Below are 24,870 nucleotides of genomic sequence, written 5' to 3' on the forward strand. Positions count from 1 at the left end.
CTTTTTCGTATCTTTATTCTGCGGCCGCCGAGTGGCCAAGTGTCGGGCCAAGCTTCTTCAGAAGATCAATGGCCGCTTCGGCGATGACCGTGCCCGGTGCGAAGATCGCCGCAGCGCCTGCCTCATAAAGCGCGTCATAGTCTTGCGGCGGGACTACGCCGCCAACGACGATCATGATTTCAAGCGCACCCTGATTGGCCAGAGCCTTTTTCAACTCCGGAACCAGTGTCAGGTGACCTGCCGCCAGTGAAGAGGCCGCCACAATGTGAACGTCGTTTTCGACGGCCTGTTTCGCAGCTTCGTCCGGTGTCTGGAAAAGTGGTCCGATGTCCACGTCCCAGCCAAGGTCAGCCATGCCGGACGCAACAACCTTCTGGCCGCGGTCGTGACCATCCTGACCCATTTTCGCAATGAGGATACGCGGGCGACGGCCTTCAGCAGCTTCGAAATCGTCAGCCAGCTTGCGGGCTTCTTCAACCTTGTCAGATTTTGCAGTCATACCGGAAGCATAAACCCCCTGAATGGATTTGATAACGGCCTGATGACGGCCAGTGACTTTCTCGACGGCCTCTGAGATCTCGCCAACCGTCGCTTTAACGCGTGCAGCCTTGATCGCGAGGTCGAGAAGATTGCCTTCGCCGCTCTCTGTTGCGCGGGTAATCGCGTGAAGCGCCGCATCAACGTCTGTCTGGTTACGTTCCGAGCGCAGGCGTGCCAGCTTGTCGAGCTGCATGCGGCGGACGTTAGCGTTGTCGACTTTAAGAACGGGCACGTCTTCTGGCTCGTCCATGCGGAACTTGTTCACACCAACAACGGTCTGAACGCCGCTATCGATACGTGCCTGAGTTTTTGCAGCCGCTTCTTCAATGCGCAGCTTAGGCAGGCCTTCTTCAATGGCTTTCGCCATGCCGCCCATCTCTTCAACCTCGTTAATGTGCTCCATCGCTTTGTTCGCAAGGTCATGGGTGAGGCGCTCGACATAGTAAGAGCCGCCCCATGGGTCGATCAGGTTCGCTGCGCCAGCTTCCTGTTGCAGGAAGAGCTGGGTGTTCCGCGAAATACGTGCGGAGAAGTCTGTCGGAAGCGCTAGGGCTTCATCGAAGGAGTTGGTATGCAGAGACTGCGTCTGGCCACCAGCCGCCGCCATGGCCTCAAGACATGTGCGCACAACGTTGTTGTAAACGTCCTGCGCGGTGAGAGACCAGCCGGACGTTTGCGAGTGCGTCCGTAAAGAAATGGATTTGGAGTTCTTCGGGCTGAACTCTTTCTGGACGAGGTTCGCCCAGAGAAGGCGCGCAGCGCGCATTTTGGCAACTTCCATGAAGGTGTTCATGCCAATCGCCCAGAAGAAGCTGAGGCGCGGCGCAAAGGCGTCCACGTCGAGGCCTGCCGCAACACCTGCGCGGATATACTCGATACCATCCGCGATCGTGTAGGCGAGTTCAAGGTCTGCCGTCGCACCGGCTTCCTGCATGTGATAGCCGGAAATCGAGATCGAGTTGTATTTCGGCATGTTCTGCGAGGTGTAGCCGAAAATGTCCGAAATGATCCGCATGCTCGGGCGCGGCGGGTAGATGTAAGTGTTCCGCACCATGAACTCTTTCAGAATGTCATTCTGAATGGTGCCGGAGAGCTTCGCCTGATCGACGCCTTGTTCTTCAGCCGCAACGATGTAGAGCGCCAGAACCGGAAGCACGGCGCCGTTCATCGTCATGGAGACGGACATCTCATCGAGTGGAATACCCGCAAACAGGGTGCGCATGTCGTAAATGCTGTCGATGGCCACGCCCGCCATGCCGACATCGCCCAGAACGCGCGGGTGGTCTGAGTCATAGCCGCGGTGTGTCGCGAGGTCGAAGGCAACAGAGAGGCCCTTCTGACCCGCCGCGAGGTTGCGGCGGTAGAAAGCGTTGGAATCTTCAGCCGTGGAGAAGCCCGCATACTGACGGATCGTCCATGGGCGCTGCGGGTACATTGTCGGGTATGGACCGCGTGCGAACGGGGCAAGACCTGGAAAATCATCAAGGAAGTCGAGGCCAGCCGTGTCCGCCGCCGTGTAGACCGGCTTCACGCCAATTTCTTCCGGTGTCTGCCAGATATCGGCATCAGAGAAAGACGGACGCGCTGCCTGATGGCCAGACGCAGAGCCAAGATCGATTTTTGTGAAATCTGGATGTGTCATGAGATGTCCTGCTCGCGTGGTATGCAAAAATATGGGTTGGCTAGATACTCGAAATTCCAACGGTCGTCGGTCAAGTCTGACACGCGGGCCACTTCGATAGGCGTTTCGTGAACAACACTGGTGCCCATGATCTCAGCGTACTGGGCTCTGAGGGCGTTTAACTCTTCAGATGGTAGGGGAAGTCCACTTCGGTCAGCAGAGACTATGGTGCGGTTTGTGGATGTTGCGAACATTGACCGATCGCGAACGATGAATTCGCGAGTGGTTTCCACACTGCAAGAAACATCCGAATTCATTTCGGTGCAGTTGCTGTGAACAGTGGTGGTCGTCCATGAAGTACCGCCAGAAATCTGGATCAGAATATCCTTCGGTCTTGGAATTTGGTTCCACGGTGAAAGACCGGGGCGTTCTTCACAGGCCCACTCACCATTGAGGTTAGACCAGTCGATATTGTCCCCAGATTGGGCATTTGCCGGTAGCAAGAGTGCGGTCAGTCCGAGGCCAACAATGAGGCAACCCAAAGACTTCATTGCCCAACCGCCTCGCACCTTAATTGGCGCGAAGGGATCTACTGTGCGCCGTTCGAGCAAACGACGCGAAGAGGATGTCGGGAAGAAGCCGAGACCTGGCATGAACTATGCGTCCGTTCCGAGGCCAAGTTCGGCATGGGCGATTTCGAGTTTATCGAGCACGTTCACGCCAACAAAGATGAAGTCATCAATGCCTGCTTCGCGATAGCCAGCCTCTGCGTCGCCCGGCTTGCCTGCCAGATAGATACGTGCATCGTCGCGTGCGCCACGTAGGGCTTTCGCCGCAGCGCCGGCTTGCTCGGCATAAAGGCCGTCCGTGCCGCAAATACATGCGAGGAGTGCGCCGCTGGCTTTGAAATCTTCGGCCATCGCCTCGAGACTCTCATACGGCGCATTGGACGGGACCGTAGTGATGCCGCCTGCTGCAAAGAAGTTCGCGGTGAAGCTGGCGCGGGCGTTGTGCTCTGCGATGGAGCCAAGGCAGGCAAGGAAGATTGCCGGGCGTGTGCCTGTTTTCTTTGTCTGTGCATCAGCAAAGTCGCGCAGATGCTCGAATGGTTCCGAAACGCGGATCGGGAAAAGCGGGTCGCAATGGGCGTGGTCTGATGCTTCGTGCGGCAGGAGCGCTGCCAGCGTGGCCCCGTCTTTTGCCGCTGAAACAAGCGCGTCGAATTCACGGCTTGTCGGGATCGGGCCGGTGACGTGCGTTGTGACCTTTGGAAGTGTCGATGTGTCGACGACTTTCGGATCTTCTTCGTCGATCAGCGCGTATTCGCTGACACCTGTAATCGCCTGTTTGCGACGCGCGATAGAGGTCATCAGTTCGTTGCGGGCTTCAGCGAGCAGAGCGCGGAAATCGCCGCTCTCGAGCGCTGCAATCACGCCGCCTTTGCCTTCAATATCCTGGAAGACACCCCATGCAGCCTGAGCAATATCATTTGAGATTTTCTCGATCGCCCAGGTGCCGCCAGCTGGGTCGTTCACCTTGCCGAGCGAGCTTTCTTCTTGCGCCATGATTTGCGTATTGCGGCCAATTCGGCGCGCCATGCTGTCTGCAAGGCCGATAGCATCTGTGAACGGACGCAGGGTGACGATATCAGCGCCGCCCACGCCGCCCGCAAAGCAGGCAGCAGTGTTGCGCAGCATATTCACCCAAGGATCACGGTTGGTCAGCATGCGGCGGGACGACACTGCCTGAATTTTCATGGAGAGCGGCTTGTCACCGAAGGCTTCTGTCACGCGTGCCCAGAGGCGACGCAGTGCGCGGAGCTTCGAAATTTCGAGCGCGTAATCAGGCCCTACCGCGATGCAGAAGAGTAACTTCGCATTCGCTTCTTCAATCGATAGGCCTGCATCGATAAGTGTACGCAGATAGGTGACGCCGCTCGCGATGGTGAAGGCGAGTTCCTGCGCTTCCGTGCCGCCGGTTTCGTGGGCAGGACGGCCATCCACCCGAATAAACGTAGATACCGAGAAGCGATCTGCCGCTTTTAAGAACGTTGTTGTATCTGCGAGCGCCTTATCAGCGCTGACGGAGAGCTCACCAGACCGCGCCAGCTCACCAATCGGATCAACGTTAAACGAGAAGAGCTGTTTGGACGCGTCTTTGCCCGTTTTGTCAGACCAAGCTGCGAGCAGGGCAGCGCCTTCAAGGCCATAGCCTTCCTGCGCCGAATTGGAGAGCGCAACTGGCGCGAGGTCTGTCATCACGCCATCGAGTACAACAGAGAGATCATCAACCGACTGGATTGCGACGCCGTGGCGACCGCTCGCGTCAACGCGAAGCTCGATAGAGCTGACGCCGCGCTCAAGGTCCTTCATCAGGTCGGCGTGCGCCGCCTTCAGGTCTGGGTGGTCAACAACGTGACGGATATCCCAGGGCAGATAAGAATCTTTTACGGTATCCGAACCGCGAACATATGGCGCCTGCCCTGGCAGGCCATTCGGGTCGGATGCCGACGGCCAGTCGCTTTCGCGGTAGAGAGGTTTGATGGTGATTCCATCGCGCGTTTTGCGCTGCAGCGTTTCAGGGCCTTTGCCTTTCAGGGCCTTCTCGACCAGAGCGCGCCACTGCGCCTCTTCTGCTGTTGGAAAAGCAGCGCTGAAACCCGTCAGATCACTATCGGCCATGGAAGTCCCTCTAACACTTGTCTTGTCTTTTGGATGGACAAAGAAAGCGTATTGGGCCGCACGTCAAGGGGCGAAGCATCGCACTTTCGCCGCACCGCAACACACAAGAAGACTGCAATTCGTTGCGGTGCCGTAGGGTAAAAGTCGCCTAGCCAGACGATGAACTTGCAACGACTGCCGGAACTGTTGCTGCAACAATCACAGCCGCGCGAATGGCACGTACCGCTCGAATTGTGCTGTCAGTGAGGGCGACCTCTCCCGATGCAATGTCTTTGATGCGTTGCTTGTGCTCTTTCAGCTGAAGTTTGTCGAAATTCTTTTTCAGAAGATCGACCTCTTTTGCTAAGGCTATGACGACGCAATCGCGTGCATCAGGTGTTTGGTCTCCGAACATAATGTCTGCCAGATGCGATTTAAGCGCAGTCTCAGGGCGCGGGTCTGCTTCCGGATAATTGGTCCAACTAAATACAAGAAACGATTGCTTCTGGGCTTGAAGTATACCGCGCTTCACGAGCCCTTCGGCGACGAGACGTAAAATTTTTGTCTTGCCGCCCAGGCTGCTAACCAGCGACTGAGCCGATTTCCCACTGCCTTTGCGTTCGAAGAATGCAAGAGCTTCGTCCAGATATTCATTATTCGTCGGAGATGTATCAATTACGTTGATTTTTTTTGGGTTGTCCGCGTCTGTCTCCAGTCGGTCCTGCAGGATGAGTTCTACAAGAGTTGCGCCTGCAACAGCATAATCTGTGAAGCTACCTTGTTTGGCGCCTGACTCATCGTGACGAGACAAGAGCGCAATTCGCTCCGGGAGGTTGAGAAGGAGGTCCGGGTTCTGGCTGTTAAAAGTATCTGTCATGTTGGGGAGTATATCACAAGATATATTGAAAAACAATATATATGTATTGAAATACGAACATTTTCTGATGGCGTACACGGACCCGAAGTCTGCCATGAACTTTCGCCTTGACTGCAGTTGAGAATTGTTCGCAACTAAGTTCAACGCTGATACACACAGAAAGGACATTCCATGGAACAGGACTGGCAGGCGCGGGGCGACACGGCGCAATCGGAACGACTACGTGACTGGCTGGAGAGCCAGTCTTCAGTGCTCGGCTTCTGGATTGATCGGCTGATAGAGAACGGTGACGCTGAAATGCTTGGCAGGCTCGAAAGCCATCGCCGGGAGCTTCAGGGTTTACTTGTCCGCCTCGGCTGAGCGCATTTCGCGATGCTTGGAAATAAACGTCTGTATCTGGTCGACGAAATAGTCTTTCGGCAGATCGTCTTTGGAGATTGATCCCACGAAAAGGGAATAGTCCGCTGAGGTGGAAAAGTTCAGTGGTGACATGCCTGAGAACAGGATGATCGGCCCCTGATACGTCTCTGCCAGAATTTTTGCATTCTCGCCCGGCGAGCGGTCATCGCTCAGCCTGCCGTCCAGAAGGATCGCATCGAAAGCGTTCAGTGTCAGTGCGGTGACAGCTTCTTCTATGGAGGCGACAGCAGTCACTTTGTATGCGCCTTTGCCCCATTTGTTTGCAAACAGCTCAACCAGACGTGAAAACGCCGGATGGTCATCGACCAGCAGAACCTGCGTAATCTGCGCAGCGTCAAATGCAGTGACGGGTTGAGTCATATGCGAAACGGGACCGATTTCAGCTTGGAAGTCGAACGTGTTCTAACCAAAAAGACTTAATGAATGCCCCTATCTCGTCATATCCGGACAGGTTATCGGGTTTTGAAAGATACGCATTCGCATGGAACTCATAGGATAAATCTACGTCTTTTTGATCTGTAGAAGTTGAAAGTACAATCGTCGGGATTTTCTTCCAGTCTTTGTGGTCCCTCAGTCGACGGATCAGTTCGTGACCATTCATGCGCGGCATATTGAGATCGGTCAGGATGATTTTCGGTCTTGGACCGTCTTCGAGACGTTTGATAGCGTCCGCGCCATCGCGAGCAAATTCCAGCTGAATACTGTCATCGGCTTTGCGGATCGCGTTTGAAAGAAAGCGCGTGTCGAAAGAGTCATCATCGACGATCAAAAGGCATGCATTAATTGTCATGAAACTATCTCAAAAGTTCTCATATACGGAATGATACAATGAATCGTGCACCGGAGTTGAAGTCCGGGTCAACACTTAGGTCTGCATTATGTAGGGCGCAGATTTTCCGGCTAAGGGACAGGCCAATGCCTGCACCCGGTATGCCATCACTGTGTTGAAGGCGTTTGAATGGCTCGAAAATCATTGTTCGCGCGTCCTCAGGTATGCCTACGCCGTTATCTTCGACGAAGACATTGATAGTGCGATCTGTGATGCTTGATTTCGCCCAGACGCGGATCGTCAGCTCGTCTGCTTCGGCGTATTTGCACGCGTTTCCGATGAGGTTCTGGAAAAGCTGGGTGAGCAGGCTGGAATTGCCCGTCACCTGCGGAAGGTCATCTATGATCAGATGGGCATTCGCATCAGACAAGTGGTGTTCCAGCTGTGATGATGCGATAGCAACGACACGCGAAAGCTCGCACGGTTCCATTTCGATCTTTTCGCTGTCGAGACGGAACAGATCGAATAAATTGCGCACCATTTCGCGCATCCTTTTCAAGCCTGCTTCGATCTCGGTCAGATACTCATCAGCGTCTTCGGGCAGGGTAACATTATTCGCCTGAAGATCGACGCGGACCAGCTCACTGAACATAGAGGCCTGACGCAGTGGGGCTTGTAAGTCGTGAGCAGCGACAAACGCAAAATCTGAGAGGCTATCATTCAGCCTCGAGAGTTTAGCTTCATTCTCTTTGAGTTCTGTTATGTCTGTTGCGACGGCCAGAATAAAGCGCTCGCCATCGCGCGACGTCATCGGTATTTTGTCGGTCGATATCCAACCTTGTTTGCCGTCCTTCGGTGCATAAGATTCGATGATATTCCGACGGGCTTTGCCGCTTTCGATGACCTTCAGATCATCCGCCAGATACTTGGCGGCCATTTCAGGGAATAGCTCTTCGGTTGCCTTGCCTTCTACCTCTGCCGGATCAGACAGGTTGACCGACTCGAGTGCCGCCTTGTTCGCGCGCAGGACTGTATTCTTGTCGTCTTTATACCAGATGCGCGCTGGTACGTTATCCAGAACGGCGCGAAGCTCTCTGGCCAGGGCGCGATTTTCAAAAAAAGCATTCTGCAGCTCGATTGCCTGCCCCATATGGCTGGCAATGATGTGCATGAGATGGATTTGCCAGTCTTCAAATGGTTCTGCTCGCGCTGCCGCATCGCTGAAGCTGACTGCTCCGAAGAATTTCTCCTGAACAAAAATCGGCGCGCCGATATAACTTCTGAACGGCGCTTTATCGAAGGCTGGATGTGGCACGCAGTCTTCATCCTGAAAATCGGCGAGCGCAACCAGCTGATGATCCTCCGCGACGAGGTCGCACAAAGTGTCTTCAAGACTGACAACGTCACCTTGGGAAAGGCCGATATCCGTCCCATGGAGTTCGAGAACTTCATACGTCTTGTTCGCGATGCGTGACGCAAAACCATGGGAGAGCCCTAGCGCCTGAGCGCCGATTTTCAACATTTGCTGGCGGAACCGTTGCGGATCGCTTGCGGCAATCGGCACGGTCTCGACAATTTGCTCCAGAGCATTCTGGAAAAGGCGCTTTCCTGTGACGGTATGGAAGGTGACGGTTAGCCTGTCTTTCGAAGCGGGCCGGAAAGAGACGTCAAACCAGTGCGGTTTTACGCCATCCGCACCGTAGAACACCTCCCGGCGGATATTGATCTGCTCTTTCAGCGCACGGCTATAGTCTTGATAATAATCCTGCTCCTCCAGGGCGGGGAACCGTTGAAGCAAGGTTTTGCCGATAAGATCGTCCGGCGTCGACCCATTGAAGTTCACATTCGCTTCATTGGCCGCAAGGATCATAAAGTCGATTGGTTCACCGTTCTCGTCGCGGATGGCTTCCAATAGTAAAACGCCTGCGTCAGACGAATCCAGAATCATCTGATTTATGAGTGCGCTTTCGGCAATCGTCTGAGACAGAGATTGAGAACTACGGGCAATTTTGTGGTTCTCGATCAGGCCTGTTACGATATTGGCGAGGCTCGCCAGGCGTTGACGGTCATTAGAATTGAATTCGCGTGGTTCGTAGTCGATCAGGCACAATGTCCCGAACGCGTAGCCTTCTGCCGTGATGATTGGGGAGCCGGCATAAAATCGGATTTCCGGTTCACCTGTAACCAGCGGATTGGATGCAAAGCGTTCGTCCTGAAGCGCATCTTCAACGACGAATACGCTGGTGCCTCGGATCGCGTAATCACAGAATGCGACGCTGCGGTCTGTCTCTGTAACGCCTTCAAGTCCCTGATTTGATTTAAACCATTGCCGGTGTTCATCAATCAGTGAAATCAGTGAAACGGGCACGTCAAAAATGTCGCGGGCAAGCGCTGTGATATTGTCAAAACGCGGGTCCGGCGCCGTGTCTAGCAGTTTTGCTTCATGCAGCGCTCGGAGCCTTTCGGCTTCGGATGGTGGATGTGCCAAAGGTGTCTCCGGGACGTTCTTCAGGGGTTTTGGGATACATGTTCGTTTGTTTTATCGGCTGTTCAGACCGTTTGTTAGTTTAATAGACTACTCTTACGAACTTTAACCACCGGTTATCGCAGTCACGGAGCTGAAGCTTACGTTAGGACAGTCTTGTCCAAAGCTGGGGAGAAGCTAGTTTGCGAGTGAAAAAGTCTTCTGAGGAAACCAAATATGTCCGTACCAGCTATCTTCGACAAAATGCGTCTGCCGATTATCGGATCGCCGCTCTTTATCATTTCTCAGCCGGAGCTGGTGATTGCGCAGTGTAAGGCCGGTATTGTCGGTTCGTTCCCGTCGTTGAATGCGCGTCCTGCCAGCCAGCTCGATGAATGGCTGGACCAGATTACTTCTGAACTGGACAGCTATAATAAAGCGAATCCGGATCGTCCGGCAGCGCCGTTTGCGGTCAATCAGATCGTTCATAAATCCAATGACCGCCTCGATCATGATGTTGAGATGTGCGTGAAGTATAAAGTGCCGTTTGTGATCACATCGCTGGGCGCACGCGAAGAGGTCAATCAGGCGATCCACTCATATGGCGGCATCGTTATGCACGACATCATCAACGTAGTGTTCGCGCACAAAGCGCTTGAAAAAGGCGCAGACGGACTGATCGCTGTTGCAGCCGGTGCGGGCGGGCACGCTGGCAAGCTTTCGCCTTTCGCTCTCATCCAGGAAATTCGCGAATTCTTCGATGGCCCACTGGCTCTGTCCGGTTCCATCGCAAATGGCGGTGCTGTCGCGGCGGCGCAGGCTATGGGCGCTGACTTTGCCTATATGGGGTCTGCGTTTATTGCGTGTGACGAAGCTGTAGCAGTCGATGGCTACAAAGACATGATCGTGGATAGTGCGGCGAAGGACATCGTGTACTCCAACCTCTTTACCGGCGTTCATGGCAACTATCTGGCGCCATCCATAGCCAAAGCGGGCCTTGATCCGAACGACCTGCCAGAAAGCGATCCGTCCAAAATGAACTTCGGGTCTGGCGGCAACCAGAAATCCAAAGCGTGGAAAGACATTTGGGGCTGCGGTCAGGGCATTGGCGCGGTCAAGAAGCGCACGCCTGTTGCGGAATATGTCGACAAACTTGAAGCCGAGTACAAAGCTGCGATTGCGGCTCTGTCCCGCGGTGAGGCGGCTAATCTGAAAGCGCTGACCCAAGGCGCATAAAACGATCCAACGCTGACAATCTGACACCAAGACTGCCGCTCTTCATAGCTGAGGAGCGGTTGTTTTGTCTGACTTCACCCCCATTCTGGGGCTACCCTACCTTTTGTCCAATCAGGCGCAGAAGCATGTCACCCTGAATGAAAGCCTGCGTGCACTGGACGGGCTGTTGCAGCTGGCCGTTCTGAACAGAGATCAGGCGACACCGCCGTCTGGACCGGCTGAAGGAGATCGCCATCTCATCGCTTCGGGCGCGACGGGTGATTGGACCGGCCATGACGGTGAGCTTGCATTGTTCTCTGATGGTGAGTGGCACTTTTTTGCGCCCCAAACCGGCTGGCGTGCCTGGGTCGAGAACGAGGCCAGCTTCAAAGTTTTCGATGGTGCGAGCTGGCGCGAAACCACGTCTGACGAGCTGCAGAACCTTGCATTACTCGGTGTGGGTGCCACTGCCGATGCGAACAATCCACTTCTGGCAAAGCTGAATGATGCGCTGTTTACCGCAGTTGAAAGTGCGAGCGCTGGCTCTGGTGATCTGCGGGTTAAACTCAACAAGGAAGCCGGTTCGAACGTTCTCTCGCTTCTCTTTCAGAACAGCTATTCCAGTCGGGCGGAGATCGGCCTCGTCGGTGATGATGATCTGGTTGTGAAGGTGTCGCCAGACGGGGCGGTGTTTCATGAAGGGTTACGTGTCGATCAGACCAGCGGTCAGGTGAGTTTTCCGAACGGGTCACCTCAAATTCGTGAGCTCTTGAGCGCGAACCGGACATATTACATCCGCACCGATGGCAGCGACTCCAATGACGGTCTTACAGATAGTGCATCAGGTGCATTCCTGACATTCGCGCGCGGTGTGGAAGCTGCATTGTCGCTGCATCACGGGACGCACGAAGTCACTCTGGAATTCGGTGCGGGAAGCTTTTCCATTGGAGGCGGATTGATCGCGGCGTCCGCAGACTATCATATCAACATTCGCGGTGTTGGGTATGACCAGACAACGCTTGATGGGAAGCTGGAGCTTTCAGGCGGCGTGATCGCCACGGTGAGGGATGTGCATGTTACGGGTGCTGGCCAGAATGCAAGCTTGCGTACGGGCTCAGGCGCGTCGCTCTCTATTCTTGGCAATGTACGCGTGTCTGAAGGAACCCATTCTCACGTTATAGCGACCGGAAACTCAACCATTTTGCTGACGCATGGCAAGGTGCGGGTTGGGGCAGGGGGTGTTTCGCTTTTTGCGTCGACGACCGGCTCTCTGATCCAGCTCTGGCCAGGCCTGCGCGTTGTTACCGAGACAGCAGCGAGCTTTTCCAATGCGGTTGCGCGGACGACAGAATGCGGTGTGATCACATGGCAGTCCGCGACGGCAGATGAAGCGCTCGGGGCGATCTCGGGAACGCGATACAGCTGTAATACAAACGGCGTCATCCAGAGTTATTCAGGCGGGGCAACCGCTATTCCGGGCACAGTCGCAGGCACCGAAACGAACGGCGGCGTTTACGCCTGACAATCACAAATCTTCAGAAAAGAATGGAGGCGCGACATGGATGGTGACTGGTTTGGAATGGCCGCAAGCGCGGCTGGTGGTGGCGTGTTCGGCGTGATCGGCACGCTGCTCGGACGCGTCGCAGGCTACTTTGAAACGAAGCAACAGCAGGCGTTTGAACGCGACCGCTGGCAGCATGATGTGGCAATGACCCGATTGCGGATGGAGGTCAGCCGTGCAGAGGCAGAGGCGGAATTACACGCTGTTCAGGCTGAAGGCTCATGGCAGGGGCTGACGGCGAGTGTTGCAGCCGATGCAGCGCTCGCGTCCGGGTATCAGTTTGTCGACGCAATAAGGGCGCTGACCCGCCCCGCGCTGACATTGCTTCTCTGGCTGATCACGGCAACTGTTTTCTTCAATGTCGATGATGCGCTGAAAGCGCGGGTGGTTGAGACGGCGGTATTTGCCGCAACGGCTGCGACGCTCTGGTGGTTTGGAGACCGGGCGAGCCCATCGGGACGACGCTATCCGGCGTAAATAGCCCCCGCCAGCAGCGTTGCTGCAGCCAGAAGCGATGCAAGTATGCGGAGCCGGACGTAAAGGATTGGATAGCCCGCATGCACATCGAACGCGAGTAGCACAAGGAAGCCTGCTGCGAGCATGTAGAGACCGGCAGGTAAAAGTGGGCCGATGCCGCCATTCATTGGGTCACCAAAAACAAGTCCCGCTGCGCCAATCATGGCTGCGAAAAAGCCCCAGAGGCTCGCAGTCACGGCTATGATCATCACGGATGTTTTCGGCTTGTCGCCTTCAATACCGAAAGCGGTGCCCCATCGGGCGCCGCCCATGAAGGACAGGATGATAGCGCCATAAATCAGCAGAGACAAAAGCGCGATCTGCCAGAAGCCGATTATACTATCCGGTTCTTCCAGACCGAGCAGGGCAGACGCCTGCCACGGCGCGAGGCTGGCCCAGCAGGATATGAAGAAGGGAAGAAGCCCAGCGAGCGTCATGCCCATGACAGCTTTGCCTGTGCGTTCAACCATGTCTGCTTACTCCGGTATGGCTAGTGACTCATGGCACCAGATAGGGCGGTTTTCCATCCATCCAAATTGCGCTGGCGCTTGTCGGCATCCATTTTTGGCTCGAAGCGCGCAGCGATGCGGCGATGTTCATGCCACTCATCCAGAGTCATCCAGCCCAGCTCGCCTGCCGCGAGCACAGCTGCGCCGAGAGCGGTCATTTCCGGATACTCCGGCTTTTCGACAGGACGGTCGGTGATGTCCGCGAGGAATTGTAGGAACCAGTCATTTTCTGCCATGCCGCCATCTACGCGTAGCTCGTCAACGCGGCAGCCATCGCTCTCAAAGGCATTGAGAAGATCGAGTGTCTGATAGGCGCTTGCTTCGAGGCCGGCCCGTACGATGTGAGCGGCGCGTGTGCCGCGAGACAGGCCGGTGATCTGGCCGCGTGCATCCGGCGCCCAATGCGGCGCGCCAAGGCCAGTGAATGCAGGCACGAAATAAACGCCGCCATTGTCATCAAGGCTGCTCGCCATCTCTTCGGTCTCTGCGGCCTGAGAAATCAGGCCGAGTTCATCACGAAGCCATTTGATCACGGTGCCCGCATTGAAGATTGAGCCTTCTAGTGCCCAGTTAAGGCGTCCCTGCGCCTGAAAACCGGTCGTGGCCAACAGGCGGTTCTTCGAAACGGGAAGTTCTGTGCCTGTATTGGCAACCAGAAACGCGCCTGTGCCATAGGTTATCTTCGCTTCACCTGTTTTTACACAGCCCTGACCGACAAGCGCCGCCTGCTGGTCTCCGACCATGGACAGGATCGGGATGGCTTTGCCGAACAGGTCTTTATCCGTCTCACCAAAGCTGCCGCCAGTGGAGGCAATGCTTGGAAGAACGCTCCATGGGATGCCAAAGATTTCGCAGAGACGTGTCGACCATGAAGACGCCGCCAGATCCATGAGAGATGTGCGGCTGGCATTGGTGACATCGGTGGAATGTTCGCGGCCTGAGGTCAGACGTGCGAGCAGGAAGCTGTCGACCGTGCCAAATGCAGCTTTACCCGCTTCAGCGGCATCTCTCGCTCCTGGAATATTGTCCAGAATCCAGCGGATTTTCGTCGCTGAAAAATATGGATCAAGAAGAAGACCGGACAGAGCCTGAACTTCTTCTGCAACGCCTGATTTGGCGAGCTCCGCACAGAAAGGGGCCGTGCGCCGATCCTGCCAGATAATCGCCGGACCGTAAGCTTCGCCAGTATCTTTGTTCCACAGAAGCGTCGTTTCGCGCTGGTTGGCGATACCGATTGCGGCGATCTTGTCTACGCCGCCACAGTCTTCAATGACGCGTCGGCAGACTTTGAGCGTGTGAGACCAGATGTCTTCGGGGTTCTGTTCTACCCAACCGTCATTGGGAAATGTGAGGCCGATCTCTGACTGGGCGACAGGTCCGGCATGCAAATCCTTATCAAAGGCAATGGCACGCGTTGATGTAGTCCCCTCATCAATGACGAGAATAAAATCGCTCACACTTTGTCTCCCTCTTATCGGTTAATATCATCAATGGGATAGAAGGATTTCGCAACATTCGAGAGGAAGAGAATTCCAAAAAAGAAAACGCCCGCAATGTGCGGGCGTTTCCATGTGTTTGTTTGTGCGGGGCGTTTTAGAACGCAGCCTGTGCACCGAAGAGCAGAACGTCGGTTGTCGCGTCGCGATCAGACCATGTGCTGCCATCCGGGAAGTTGCCGCCTGAAACGAAGTTCAGAGGGGCAAAGCCTTCTACGTGAACCAGCTCTGCGAACAGGTTGATGTTCTCGCCAACAAAACGAGAGTAGCCGAGAACCAGCTGGTTCTGACGTTCCCACGGCGCGCCATCATCACCGGCACGGAAGTTGGAGAACTCCAGAGACACAGCATTCAGGTAACGACCATTCGGGTGCTGGTCGCCAAAGCCGTAGCGGCCGCCGAGCGTGAAGGCGTGCGTGCGCTGTGCTTCATACTGGCTGAGCGGGTTTGTCGGATCTGGAACCGCAGAGCCCGGCCAGTCTTTCGTTGTCGATGCGAATTCACCGAGCAGCTCAAGAGGACCGAAGTTTGCGCGTCCATAGACAGACCATGCCGGATTGTTTTCATCGCACGGGTTGAAGTGGAAGACCGGGTAAGCCTGACAATAGGCTGAACCGTGCGTGTAGCTTGCGCCGACCATCGCAGAGTTCTCATCGCTAAGTGCGAATGTGTAATTACCGTCGAAAGCGAAGTTGTTCACGCGGGATGGTACGCTCGTGCCGCTGACAGGTACGTTGTGCGCACGGAACTGAGCACCGCCCTGAATAGCCATTGCGCGGAGCATCAGGCCGTCCTGTACGTAACCGACCTGCGCACCGTATGCGAGGCCAGCAAAGGCGTGCCAGTTTGTGGAGTTCGTGAACGGGCTGACGGAATCGTTCAGACCGAATGGCGTGTAAAGCTTACCGATCGCAGCATAGAGCGGGCTCGCGTCAAGATTACCGAAGATCATGTAAGCCTGACGTGCTTCGATCTGGTTGCGGCCGAGCGAAGTGATCGTGCCAGAGCCGAAGCTTTGTTCAGGGCTGTACTGAAGCTCGACATAACCGGTGATCCAGTCGTTCAGCTGCGCTGTAACAGCGAGGTTTGCTGAGTGGATAACGGCCTCAGAAACGTTCTCGCCGATCTGGTTCGCAGATGTCGGGTGACGCATGAGGTAACCAAACTTGCTGTCACGGTTGCTCTGCTGAATGTTTGCGAGAGCTGTGATCTGTCCGCTCAGCGTGAGTGAGCTTGTCAGGTCGCCGTTTTGGCGCGCGCGCAGTTGGACAACCGGCTTGGTGCTGATGTCTTCGGCGTGGTCGAGAATTCGGTATGAGTAATCTACGTTCGTAGAGACAAAGCCATTGCGGTTGTTCGTGGCTGCTTCTGCAGACGTGTCCGGAACACGGACAATGCCTTCTTCAGCACGAAGCGAGCGGACTTCTTCGCGAAGTTCTGCGTTCTGCTGTTCCAGACGCTCCAGGCGCTCAAGAAGTTCTTCATTTGTGATTGTTTGTGCGAAAGCTGATGGCGCTGCGACCAGCATCGCAATAGCACTTACGGCTGTTACTAGAGATTTCATTTGGTCCCCATATATTACGCGTTCCGACCGCGTTGCGTCCCAGAGTTCTCGCGGATGGTCGGCACTGATATGCAGGTTCAAAAGTTCACCAAAACGTGAAGCGTTCCCTGCCAAATTGCGTAGGAATCTTCAGACCGCGGTAAAACCCGGTCTTTTGGTGAGCTGCGAACCCTCCCGTAAGAGCGCAGCTTCTTTGGCTGTCACTCCCTTAAATCGCTTCAAATTTTCCTGAAGAGATGACCCCACATAAATCGTGGCTTTTCGGGGGGCAAGAGTATTTGCTGAAAATTGGGCGCCTAAAATTTGAGCGAATACTTGTGCAACAAATGTTACCGATAACAGAATTTTTGGTTTAATATTGTTGCCGTATTGCCTGCAATGGGAATTGGGCAAAGAAAAAGGGAAGCGGTTTGGCTCCCCTTAGACTATTATATTTATTATATTTTTTATGAATGGCACCGAGGCTGCGGCCAGGTGTGGGGGACAGGATGACGGGGCGCAACCCGCGGTGCCATTTGACTTATTTGTAACACAATGCCCAAAAATCAACAATACTTGCCCAAAAAGAATGCGCATCTTAAGCACGAAAAAAAACTAAACGGGGTCACGGTTCTGAATCTCCTCATAAAAATTCTGATGCTCCAGGTAGATTTTTTTCGAATTAACCATGAGCACTACTGTTTTTACGGGCAATTCGGCTTCTTTTGACAGTTTCGATTCGTTCCGGATTGGCTATGCTTCGGTTTGAATTCTACGAATGCCGGACAGGAAACAATGCAGCTCTACTATTCAAAGACATCGCCGTTTGCGCGTAAGGTGCGAGTGCTTCTCTCTGAGCATGGATTAACTGACCGTGTTCAGCTGGAAATTGTCTCAGTACTTGAGGACGCTAAAAGCACGCCGAACCCGCTGGGTAAGATCCCTTGTTTGGTTACGCCTGACGGAGGCACCGTCTACGACAGCCCGGTTATCTGTGAATGGGTGGAGGCTTATGCCACGGACGCAGAGATCACCCGTGATGACGCGTATTGGCGCGCTCAGAAGCTTCAGGCGCTCGGCGATGGCATTATGGATGCAGCGTTCAACACGGTGATGGAGAAGAACCGTCCAGCCGATCAGCAATCGTCTTTCTGGGCTACCAGATGGCGTGAAGCGATTGAGCGCGGGGTAGCGGAAGCTGCAGATCTTGTGACGCCCGTTGAAGATCGTCTGGATCGCGGGCAGGTCGCCATTGCGTGTATGCTTGGCTATCTGGATTTCCGTATAACGGACTTTGACTGGCGAGCAGCGCACCCGTCGCTGGCGAATTGGTATGAGCCCGTGTCGCAACGCGAGAGCATAGTCTCTACAGCGCCTCCAGTGGCGTAATAAAAAAGGGCGATCACTGATCGCCCTTCTTCATAATTATGTTCCACTAAGACTAGCTCGCCTGAACGCTGGCGATCCAGTTGTCGACGCGCTGTTCAAGCAGGTTGAGCGGAAGTCCGCCACCGCCGAGAACCGCATCGTGGAAGCCGCGAATGTCAAAGTCGTCACCCAGAACTTCCTCTGCGTTTGCGCGAAGGTCCTGAATGAAGATCATACCGATTTTATAGCCTGTTGCCTGACCAGGATCGGCGATATAGCGCTCGACTTCTGACAGTGCCTGCGCATCCGTGATTGCAGAGTTCTCCTGGAAGTAGGCAACAGCCTCTTCGCGCGTCCAGCCCTTCACATGAAGGCCAGTGTCTACCACGAGGCGGATCGCGCGCCAGATTTCAGAACCGAGGCGACCGAACTGGGAGAGCGGATCCTGATACGTACCCGGGATTTCCTGCGCAAAATGCTCAGTGTAGAGTGCCCAACCTTCAACATAAGCGCCGTAGAATTGCTGTGTGCGGAATTGCGGGATGCCCGTCAGCTCCTGCGCGATAGCAATCTGCATATGGTGGCCCGGAAGCGCTTCGTGATAGGCGATCACTTCCAGTTCACGCTTTGGCATCGCCGTCATGTCAGACAGGTGAGCGTAATAAACGCCCGGGCGCGAGCCGTCTGGCGTGCTCGGGTAGTAGTGCTGGGCGGCGCCATCGCGCTCACGGAAGGCTTCTACGCGGCGAACTTCCAGCTCGGCTTGCGGCAGAAGACCGAAATACTCTGGCAGTTGGGATTCGATGTTTTCGACATAGTAAGTCGCAGCATCGATATAGCCCTGACGACCTTCATCCGTGTTCGGGAAGTAGAGGCGCTCGTCGTCCTTGTTTTCACGCAGGAAGACGAAGAATTCCTGCAGCGTGCCCTCGAAGCCGAAGTCGCGCATGACGGAAACCATTTCACCGCGGAGGCGTGCAACTTCCTCAAGGCCCAACTCATGGATTTGGTCGGCCGTCATATCAGTGGTGGTGTAGTAACCGAGGCGCTGCTGGTAATACGCCTCGCCATCAGGCAGTTCGGACACGCCAAATGCTTCTTCAGTATTGGCGACGTCAGTTTCCAGCCAGTTGATCATGTTGTTGTATGCGCTGAGGAAGCTGCCGGTGAGAGCGGCTTCAACGTCTGCAACCAGCTCTTCACCACGTTCTTCTGTGATCGTGCCGGCCTCGACCAGCGCTGCAATCTTGCCTTTAGCGTCTGCGAAAATCGCAGAGTCGTCGCCTTCGGTGAACGGTGCGCCGGTTACAATATTCTGTGATTGTTCAGCCGCGGCGCGATAGGCAAAAGCTGGTGGGCGAATACCCATCTGCGCTGCCTCTTCGGCCTGTGAAACGAGGCTGTTCAGCATCGTTGCAAAGCCGTCGAGACGCGAAATATAGGCCAGCATGTCTTCTTCGGTGGAAACACCGTGGAAGTTGATCATGAACTGGGCTGGATACGTCTGCCAGCCGCTTTGTGTGAAAATGTAGCTGTGATGGCGCCACTGCCAGTTTTCCTCGGCCTGCGCGAGGATAAATTCATAGAGATCCCATGACATCTTCGCTTCCGCGTCGAGCAGGTCATAGTCGAAGTTTTCCTGCATTTCAGCGGTTGTGGCGCGTCGCCATTCAAGCTGTTCCAGCTGCGCTTCCGGAGAGACGTCGTCGATCTCGTCATAGCGTTCTTTGCGGCCGAGCGTGGTCAGCGTCATAGGGCTGAGCATCAGCTCTTCTTCGTACTTTTCGTCGAACCATGCATTCAGGCGTGCCGTTTCCGCAGCAACCTGTTCGGCAGTTGGTGTGGCGGCTGCCGGTGTGGACGTTTCTGTTTGTGTGCCAGTGGTTTCGGTTTGGCCACACGCGCCGAGCGCCAGCACTGCGGCTGTCGCCAGAAGAAGGTTTTTCATCGTCGGTTTCACTTTCGTGCGTTGAAGAATTGGGCGCATCTTAACCAGAATGCAGACATGCGAAAGCCCAAATTTATCAAATAACGATAAATTTGGGCTTTGAGCTGTTTTCGGTCAGATGTGTCGGGTGTTTCAGCGTCTAGCTGTTTTGAACATCCTCAATCCAGTTGTTGACGCGGACCTCCAGCAGATCGAGCGGAAGCGAGCCGCCGCCAAGAATGGTGTCGTGGAATCCGCGAATGTCGAAGTCTTCACCGAGAACCTCTTCTGCGTGAGCGCGAAGCTCCAGAATACGGATCATGCCGATTTTATAGCTCGTCGCCTGTCCCGGGCCTACAATGTAGCGCTCTGTTTCCGACGCAGCCTGTGCTTCGGTGATCGCAGAGTTTTCGAGGAAATAGGCGATCGAGTCTTCGCGGGTCCAGCCTTTGGTGTGGAGGCCTGTGTCTACGACGAGGCGGATTGCGCGCCAGATTTCAGTGCCCAGACGACCAAACTGCGAAAGCGGATCCTGATACGTGCCAGGCATTTCGTTCGCCAGAAGCTCTGAATAGAGCGCCCATCCCTCGGTATAGGCGCTGTTGGATTGGCGCGTCCTGAACTGCGGAATGCCTGTCAGTTCCTGCGCGATAGAGCGCTGCATATGGTGACCGGGAATCGCTTCGTGGTACGCGACGACTTCCAGTTCACGAAGGGGCAGGGCGGACATATCCAGAAGGTGTGCATAATAAACGCCCGGACGTGACCCGTCCGGTGTGCCTGTCACATAGTGCTGTGCAGCGCCTGCGCGTTCGCGGAAGGATTCAACGCGGCGGACCACGACGTCAGCTTGCGGCAGAATACCGAAATAGTCCGGCAGTTGTTCGCGGATATTGTTGATCTGGCGTGTCGCTTCATCAATGTAAGCCTGACGGCCTTCATCAGTGTTCGGCAGGAAGAGTTCCGGATCATCCGTGTTCACGCGTAGATAGTCGAAGAATTCCTGCAGGCTGCCGTCAAAGCCGACTTCTTCCTTGATGAGTTCCATCTCGCCGCGCAGGCGCTCTACTTCGGCAAGACCGATTTCGTGGATTTCATTCGCTGTCAGGTCTGTCGTCGTGTAGCTGGCGAGCCTGTAATTATAATATGCTTCGCCATTCGGCAGTTCTGACACACCGAAGGATTCTTCGGTGTTTTCCATGTCTGTTTCAAGCCAGCTGATCAGCTCGTTATAGCTGTCCAGGAACGGGCCGGTCAGAGCGGCAACGGCTTCGGCTTCCAGTTCTTCGGCGCGGGCTTCATCAATCTCTCCGGACTCGACGAGAGCTGCGATCTTGGTTTTTACGTCCGCATAGATTGGTGAATCCTCGCCTTCCGTGAAGGGCGCGCCGCGAACAATGTTCTGCGCTGTTTCTAACGCGCCGCGATAGGCGAAGCCCGGTGCGCGAATGCCCATCTCCGCAGATGTCTGTGCGCGCGCAAGGCGCACATCGAGCGCATTCGCAAAGCCCTCAATTCGGGAGATATAGGCTTCCATGTCCGCATCGGAATTGACGTTGTGGAAGTTGATCAGGAAGCGGGCCGGGTAGGTGTGCCAGCCACCTTGGGTAAAGGCGTATCCATAGTGGCGCCATTCCCAGCCGAGTTCTGCGCGCTCAAGACGTGCTTCCCACAGGCGATAGGAGAATTGTGCTTCTTCATCAAGCTGGTCGAAGTCGAACGTTTCACGCATTTCTGCGGTGGTTTCGCGCAGCCATTCCAGCCCTTCGAGCTGGAAGGCTTCGGTATTGTCGTCGACTTCATCATAGCGTTCGTGACGGCCAAGTTGTGTAAGCGTTTGCGGGCTGCGCAGAAGCTGCTCTTCGTATTTCTCGTCAAACCACGCGTAAAGCTGTTCGGTTTGGGAAACGGTCTGCTCTGTCGCTGCTGTTTCTGTGTTTGCTACCGGTGTTTCTTTTGGGCCGCACGCCTGAAGCGCCAGCAGTGCTGCTGACGCAAGAAGAATATTTCGCATAAAACTCGCCCAATTTTTTCGATATATCTGATGTAGCGCAACATGCCCGTTTGTCTCTGGGGCGGAAGTCGAAAAGCTGAAAAGTGTGAGAACTAATTGAATTTGCATGTTTTCCGGAAGGCGGCATGATGGGGCATGATTAATTGCCTTATCCATGACCATGTGTATCGCCGCCGGACAGCAGAACTCTCCGCTTTCGCTGACAAAATTCGGTTTGTTCTTCTCGCTGATGACGGTGTTTTTCGCGACTCGCAATCCGGCGAAGTTGTGACTGATCCGGAGATTGATATCGCCTTTGGCAATGGTGATGTCTGGTTCGGCCCGCAAGCACGGCTGTTCTTTAAGACACTATTGAGCGCGCCGAAGCTGGACTGGTTCCAGTCTTCAGCGGCGGGCGTGGATAATCCGGGTCTGCAAAAACTGCGCGCTGCCGCGAACCGGTACACGACAAATCACACCCAATCTGAATCCATGTCTGAATGGGTGCTATGGCAGGCGCTCGACTGGCTGAAGTGTGGCCCTGAGCATCGTGCTAATGCGGCTGAAGGTGTCTGGAAACCGCTCGACCAGAAAGACATTGATGGTTCGCGCTGGTTGATCGTCGGGTATGGCTCGATCGGTACGTCGGTTGGAACGCGTATTCGGGCACTGGGTGGCCATGTCACCGGGCTTCGCCGCGCAGTCTCTCCAAGCGAAGGCGCAGATGTCATCCTGCCGCTCTCATCGCTGGAAGAGGAGGTCGCGAAAGCTGACATTGTTCTGCTAAGCCTGCCGCATACACCGTCGACTGAAGATATCGCGGGCGAGGATTTCTTCGCCGCGATGAAGCCGGATGCGCTGTTCATGAATATCGGAAGGGGAAAGTTGGTGGATGAAGCTGCGCTTATTACAGCGCTCGACGCAGGGCGGCCGAGCCATGCGGTACTTGATGTGACACGCGAGGAGCCGCTACCGGAGGACCATCCGCTCTGGAGGCATCCGAAGGTTACGATCACCCCGCACGACAGCCCGCAAACGCACGCGACGCTGTTACGCGCCGATGAAACCTTCCTTGCAAATCTGGCGCGATATGTTGCTGGCAAGCCTTTGGAGCACGAGCTGGATTGAGCCGCGCGACTAACGACTGTGAATTCCACAAAGATTAACTGCTAACCCGGCAATAATTGCAGGTTTCCCGCAAATCTTAAGCGCTTTATTAACCTTTTGTTCGGATTGGTTAACCGTACACGAATACGGAGTAACCTTTCATGACAGGCCTTGAAGTGCTCGACATCGGACGCGATGCTCTCTGGACGACAGTTATGATGGCTGCGCCTGCCATGATCATTGGCCTGCTTGTCGGTGTCAGCATCGCGCTCGTGCAGGCGTTGACGCAGGTTCAGGAAATGACACTCGTTTTCGTTCCGAAAATCGTTGCCATCTTTATCGCGCTCCTGATCTTCCTGCCGCTTATGGGAGGCATGATTGCCGCCTTCGCGCAGGATACGTTTGCGCGAATAGCCAGTATGTAGGCGGTATTTGGAGCCGCTTCTCCCATATGTCTGGTCTGGCGGGCTGTTGTTTGCCCGCATAGGATCTGTGCTGATGCTCGCTCCCGGCTGGGGCGAGCAATCGATTCCTGTACGCTTTCGTCTTTCCGCGGCTCTGCTTGCGGTTTTTGCGCTTGCGCCGGGTCTGATGTCTGATCTGCCGCTACAGCCTGCTGATTTCGGGCAGGGGATTTTCCTTGTGATCGGTGAGGTATTGATCGGGCTGATGCTGGGAGCGGCTGCGCGCATGTTCATGGCGGCAGCGTCTGTTGCTGGGCAGGTGACTGCTATGCATACCGGCCTTGGCTTTGCCATGCAGCTCGACCCGATGCAGCAGGCGCAAGGCAACGTATTGTCTGCGTTCTTCTCACTGATCGCTGTTGTGCTTGTGCTGTCTGCCGGCGTTCACCGTTGGATGCTGCAGGGCGCAGTCGATAGCTATATCCTGTTCCCGGTGGGCCAGTATCCGAACATGGCCGATGTGGCCGAGTATGGCACGCGTGCTTTTGTCGAAGCGTTTCGTCTCGGCTTGCAGATCGCCGCGCCCGCTATTGCGTTTGGTCTTATCTTCAATCTGGCGCTTGGCCTCGCCGCGCGCCTTATCCCCCAAATCCAGATTTTCTTCATAGCTCTGCCGAGCTCGATCATGATTGGCCTTGTCGTCGTGATGATCGGTATGGGCGCTGGTTTCATGACCTGGCTGAATGGTTTTGACCGGTTCCTCATGACAGGAGGAGGTGGCTGATGGCTGAAGAACAAGACCAGTCGCAGAAGACCGAAGAACCTACCCAGAAACGATTAGACGACGCCCGCAAGAAAGGCGATGCCGTCCGAAGTCAGGACGTGCCGATCTGGTTCATGATGATGGGTATCGCGCTGCTGATCGCTGCATCGGGACCAATCCTGCGCATGATAGCGCGCCCGCTGGTTAGCCTGATGGATCACCCGCACGCGTTCCGCCTGGAACAAGGCGGCGCGATGCAGCTGACTGGGGCACTGATCTGGGCGCTCGCGCCTGCGGCGGCAATTGTGTTTGGCATTCTGACATTGACGGCGCTCGGCGGTCACCTCATCCAGAATCGTCCCGCCTGGACCGCTGAAAAGATGAAGCCGAAACTGTCCAAGCTGAACCCGGTGGAAGGCCTGAAGCGTATGTTCGGCCCGCAGGGTTGGATGAACCTTGCCAAAGCGCTGATGAAGCTGGTCGCGATTGCAGCTGCGCTCATGTATGCGGTCTGGCCAGAGCGGTCTTTCGTGGAGCGTGCTGGCGCGATGGAAATTGCTGTCCTCGCTGGCGTGCTTCAGGACATCGCGTCTCGTCTTCTTATGGCGGCTCTGGTCGTCGTCGGGCTGATTGCGGCCATCGACTACATCTTCCAGAAACAGCAGTTCGACAAGAAGATGAAAATGTCCCGTCAGGAAATCAAAGACGAGCATAAACAGTCTGAAGGTGACCCGCAGGTTAAAGCCAAGATCCGCCAGCTGCGTATGGAAAAATCACGTGGCCGTATGATGGCAGCGGTGCCGGACGCCAATGTAATCATCACCAACCCGACACACTATTCGATTGCGCTGCGCTATGACGATGAGACGCCTGCGCCGATCTGTGTCGCCAAGGGTGTGGACGATCTGGCGCTGCGCATTCGTGAAGTAGCCGCTGAGAACAATATTCCGCTCGTGGAAAACCCGCCACTCGCCCGTGCGCTCTACGCACGCATGGAAGTGGATGAGACGATCCCGCGCGAACATTATGAGGCTGTGGCTAAGATCATCAGCTTCGTCATGAAGACCAAGAAAACCTGAGGATGGTGAGCCCGATGACGCTCTACTTGAAGGGAGCC

Annotated in this window: 21 protein-coding genes; 9 read left to right on the forward strand and 12 right to left on the reverse strand. The window is 55.2% G+C overall.

The window, feature by feature from the left end:
• Positions 1-13: 13 nt before the first annotated feature.
• From scpA to G523_RS0108770, 4 genes are all read right to left on the reverse strand, one after another.
• Positions 14-2,182 carry a methylmalonyl-CoA mutase gene (gene scpA, locus G523_RS0108755; RefSeq protein ID WP_022694677.1) on the reverse strand — a complete coding sequence of 723 codons (2,169 nt, stop codon included), beginning with the start codon at positions 2,180-2,182 and terminating at the stop codon, positions 14-16.
• Positions 2,179-2,814, reverse strand: a complete 636-nt coding sequence (locus G523_RS0108760) for a hypothetical protein (RefSeq protein ID WP_022694678.1) — start codon at positions 2,812-2,814, stop codon at positions 2,179-2,181. Before G523_RS0108760 ends, scpA begins: the two co-directional genes overlap by 4 nt.
• Positions 2,815-2,817: 3 nt before the next feature.
• The gene (locus tag G523_RS0108765; protein ID WP_022694679.1) at positions 2,818-4,842 is read right to left on the reverse strand and encodes a methylmalonyl-CoA mutase family protein; all 2,025 of its coding nucleotides are present in this window, start codon (positions 4,840-4,842) and stop codon (positions 2,818-2,820) included.
• Positions 4,843-4,990: 148 nt separating this feature from the next.
• A complete protein-coding gene (locus G523_RS0108770) occupies positions 4,991-5,794 on the reverse strand; it encodes a GOLPH3/VPS74 family protein (RefSeq protein WP_162141039.1) in 804 nt (267 codons plus the stop codon).
• A 75-nt stretch (positions 5,795-5,869) separates the two neighbouring features.
• Between G523_RS0108770 and G523_RS0108775 the strand changes: the two genes are divergently transcribed.
• Positions 5,870-6,058 (forward strand): hypothetical protein, encoded by a 189-nt coding sequence (locus G523_RS0108775; protein WP_022694681.1) that lies wholly within the window; start codon positions 5,870-5,872, stop codon positions 6,056-6,058.
• Here G523_RS0108775 and G523_RS0108780 read toward each other — a convergent pair.
• The 3 genes from G523_RS0108780 to G523_RS20255 are packed head-to-tail and all read right to left on the reverse strand — an operon-like array spanning position 6,038 to position 9,375.
• Complete coding sequence (locus G523_RS0108780; protein ID WP_022694682.1) at positions 6,038-6,478, reverse strand: response regulator; 441 nt, start codon at positions 6,476-6,478, stop codon at positions 6,038-6,040. The two genes, G523_RS0108775 and G523_RS0108780, sit on opposite strands and share 21 nt — an antisense overlap.
• 19 nt (positions 6,479-6,497) lie before the next feature.
• The gene (locus G523_RS0108785) at positions 6,498-6,908 is read right to left on the reverse strand and encodes a response regulator (RefSeq protein ID WP_022694683.1); all 411 of its coding nucleotides are present in this window, start codon (positions 6,906-6,908) and stop codon (positions 6,498-6,500) included.
• Between the two features lie 19 nt (positions 6,909-6,927).
• On the reverse strand, positions 6,928-9,375 hold the full coding sequence (locus tag G523_RS20255) for a GAF domain-containing sensor histidine kinase (protein WP_022694684.1): 2,448 nt from the start codon (positions 9,373-9,375) through the stop codon (positions 6,928-6,930).
• Positions 9,376-9,588: 213 nt separating this feature from the next.
• On the opposite strand from G523_RS20255, the gene G523_RS0108795 reads away from it, so the two are divergent.
• The 3 genes from G523_RS0108795 (at position 9,589) to G523_RS0108805 (ending at position 12,604) form a co-directional block, all read left to right on the forward strand.
• Positions 9,589-10,587 (forward strand): NAD(P)H-dependent flavin oxidoreductase, encoded by a 999-nt coding sequence (locus G523_RS0108795; protein WP_022694685.1) that lies wholly within the window; start codon positions 9,589-9,591, stop codon positions 10,585-10,587.
• Between the two features lie 64 nt (positions 10,588-10,651).
• The gene (locus G523_RS20260) at positions 10,652-12,088 is read left to right on the forward strand and encodes a DUF2793 domain-containing protein (protein ID WP_022694686.1); all 1,437 of its coding nucleotides are present in this window, start codon (positions 10,652-10,654) and stop codon (positions 12,086-12,088) included.
• Between the two features lie 36 nt (positions 12,089-12,124).
• Positions 12,125-12,604 (forward strand): hypothetical protein, encoded by a 480-nt coding sequence (locus G523_RS0108805; protein ID WP_022694687.1) that lies wholly within the window; start codon positions 12,125-12,127, stop codon positions 12,602-12,604.
• On the opposite strand, the gene G523_RS0108810 is transcribed toward G523_RS0108805, so the two are convergent.
• From G523_RS0108810 to G523_RS0108820, 3 genes are all read right to left on the reverse strand, one after another.
• Positions 12,592-13,113, reverse strand: a complete 522-nt coding sequence (locus tag G523_RS0108810) for a DUF3429 domain-containing protein (protein WP_022694688.1) — start codon at positions 13,111-13,113, stop codon at positions 12,592-12,594. The genes G523_RS0108805 and G523_RS0108810 overlap by 13 nt on opposite strands.
• 20 nt (positions 13,114-13,133) lie before the next feature.
• Positions 13,134-14,609, reverse strand: a complete 1,476-nt coding sequence (gene glpK / locus G523_RS0108815; RefSeq protein WP_022694689.1) for a glycerol kinase GlpK — start codon at positions 14,607-14,609, stop codon at positions 13,134-13,136.
• Positions 14,610-14,745: 136 nt separating this feature from the next.
• Positions 14,746-16,212, reverse strand: a complete 1,467-nt coding sequence (locus tag G523_RS0108820; RefSeq protein ID WP_022694690.1) for an LbtU family siderophore porin — start codon at positions 16,210-16,212, stop codon at positions 14,746-14,748.
• A gap of 774 nt (positions 16,213-16,986) precedes the next feature.
• On the opposite strand from G523_RS0108820, the gene G523_RS0108830 reads away from it, so the two are divergent.
• Positions 16,987-17,580 (forward strand): glutathione S-transferase N-terminal domain-containing protein, encoded by a 594-nt coding sequence (locus G523_RS0108830; protein WP_022694692.1) that lies wholly within the window; start codon positions 16,987-16,989, stop codon positions 17,578-17,580.
• A 52-nt stretch (positions 17,581-17,632) separates the two neighbouring features.
• Here the strand turns inward: G523_RS0108830 and G523_RS0108835 are convergent, their stop codons facing one another.
• Positions 17,633-19,507: a DUF885 domain-containing protein gene (locus G523_RS0108835; protein WP_155802626.1), complete on the reverse strand. Its 1,875-nt coding sequence runs from the start codon at positions 19,505-19,507 to the stop codon at positions 17,633-17,635.
• Positions 19,508-19,646: 139 nt separating this feature from the next.
• Entirely contained in the window at positions 19,647-21,500 is a 1,854-nt protein-coding gene (locus G523_RS0108840; RefSeq protein ID WP_022694694.1) for a DUF885 domain-containing protein, read from the reverse strand.
• Between the two features lie 135 nt (positions 21,501-21,635).
• Here G523_RS0108840 and G523_RS20265 point away from each other — a divergent pair, with 135 nt between their 5' ends.
• From G523_RS20265 to flhB, 4 genes are all read left to right on the forward strand, one after another.
• Positions 21,636-22,607 carry a D-2-hydroxyacid dehydrogenase gene (locus tag G523_RS20265; RefSeq protein WP_022694695.1) on the forward strand — a complete coding sequence of 324 codons (972 nt, stop codon included), beginning with the start codon at positions 21,636-21,638 and terminating at the stop codon, positions 22,605-22,607.
• Positions 22,608-22,747: 140 nt separating this feature from the next.
• Positions 22,748-23,011, forward strand: coding sequence for a flagellar biosynthesis protein FliQ (fliQ, locus tag G523_RS0108850; protein ID WP_022694696.1), 264 nt, complete (start codon positions 22,748-22,750; stop codon positions 23,009-23,011).
• Positions 23,012-23,057: 46 nt separating this feature from the next.
• Entirely contained in the window at positions 23,058-23,774 is a 717-nt protein-coding gene (fliR, locus tag G523_RS0108855; RefSeq protein WP_456107078.1) for a flagellar biosynthetic protein FliR, read from the forward strand.
• Positions 23,774-24,832, forward strand: coding sequence for a flagellar biosynthesis protein FlhB (gene flhB, locus G523_RS0108860; RefSeq protein ID WP_022694698.1), 1,059 nt, complete (start codon positions 23,774-23,776; stop codon positions 24,830-24,832). The genes fliR and flhB overlap by 1 nt, the downstream gene beginning before the upstream one ends.
• Positions 24,833-24,870 lie beyond the last annotated feature (38 nt).

Origin of the sequence: Ponticaulis koreensis DSM 19734 (assembly GCF_000420665.1) — a bacterium.
GTDB classification, from domain to species: domain Bacteria; phylum Pseudomonadota; class Alphaproteobacteria; order Caulobacterales; family Hyphomonadaceae; genus Ponticaulis; species Ponticaulis koreensis.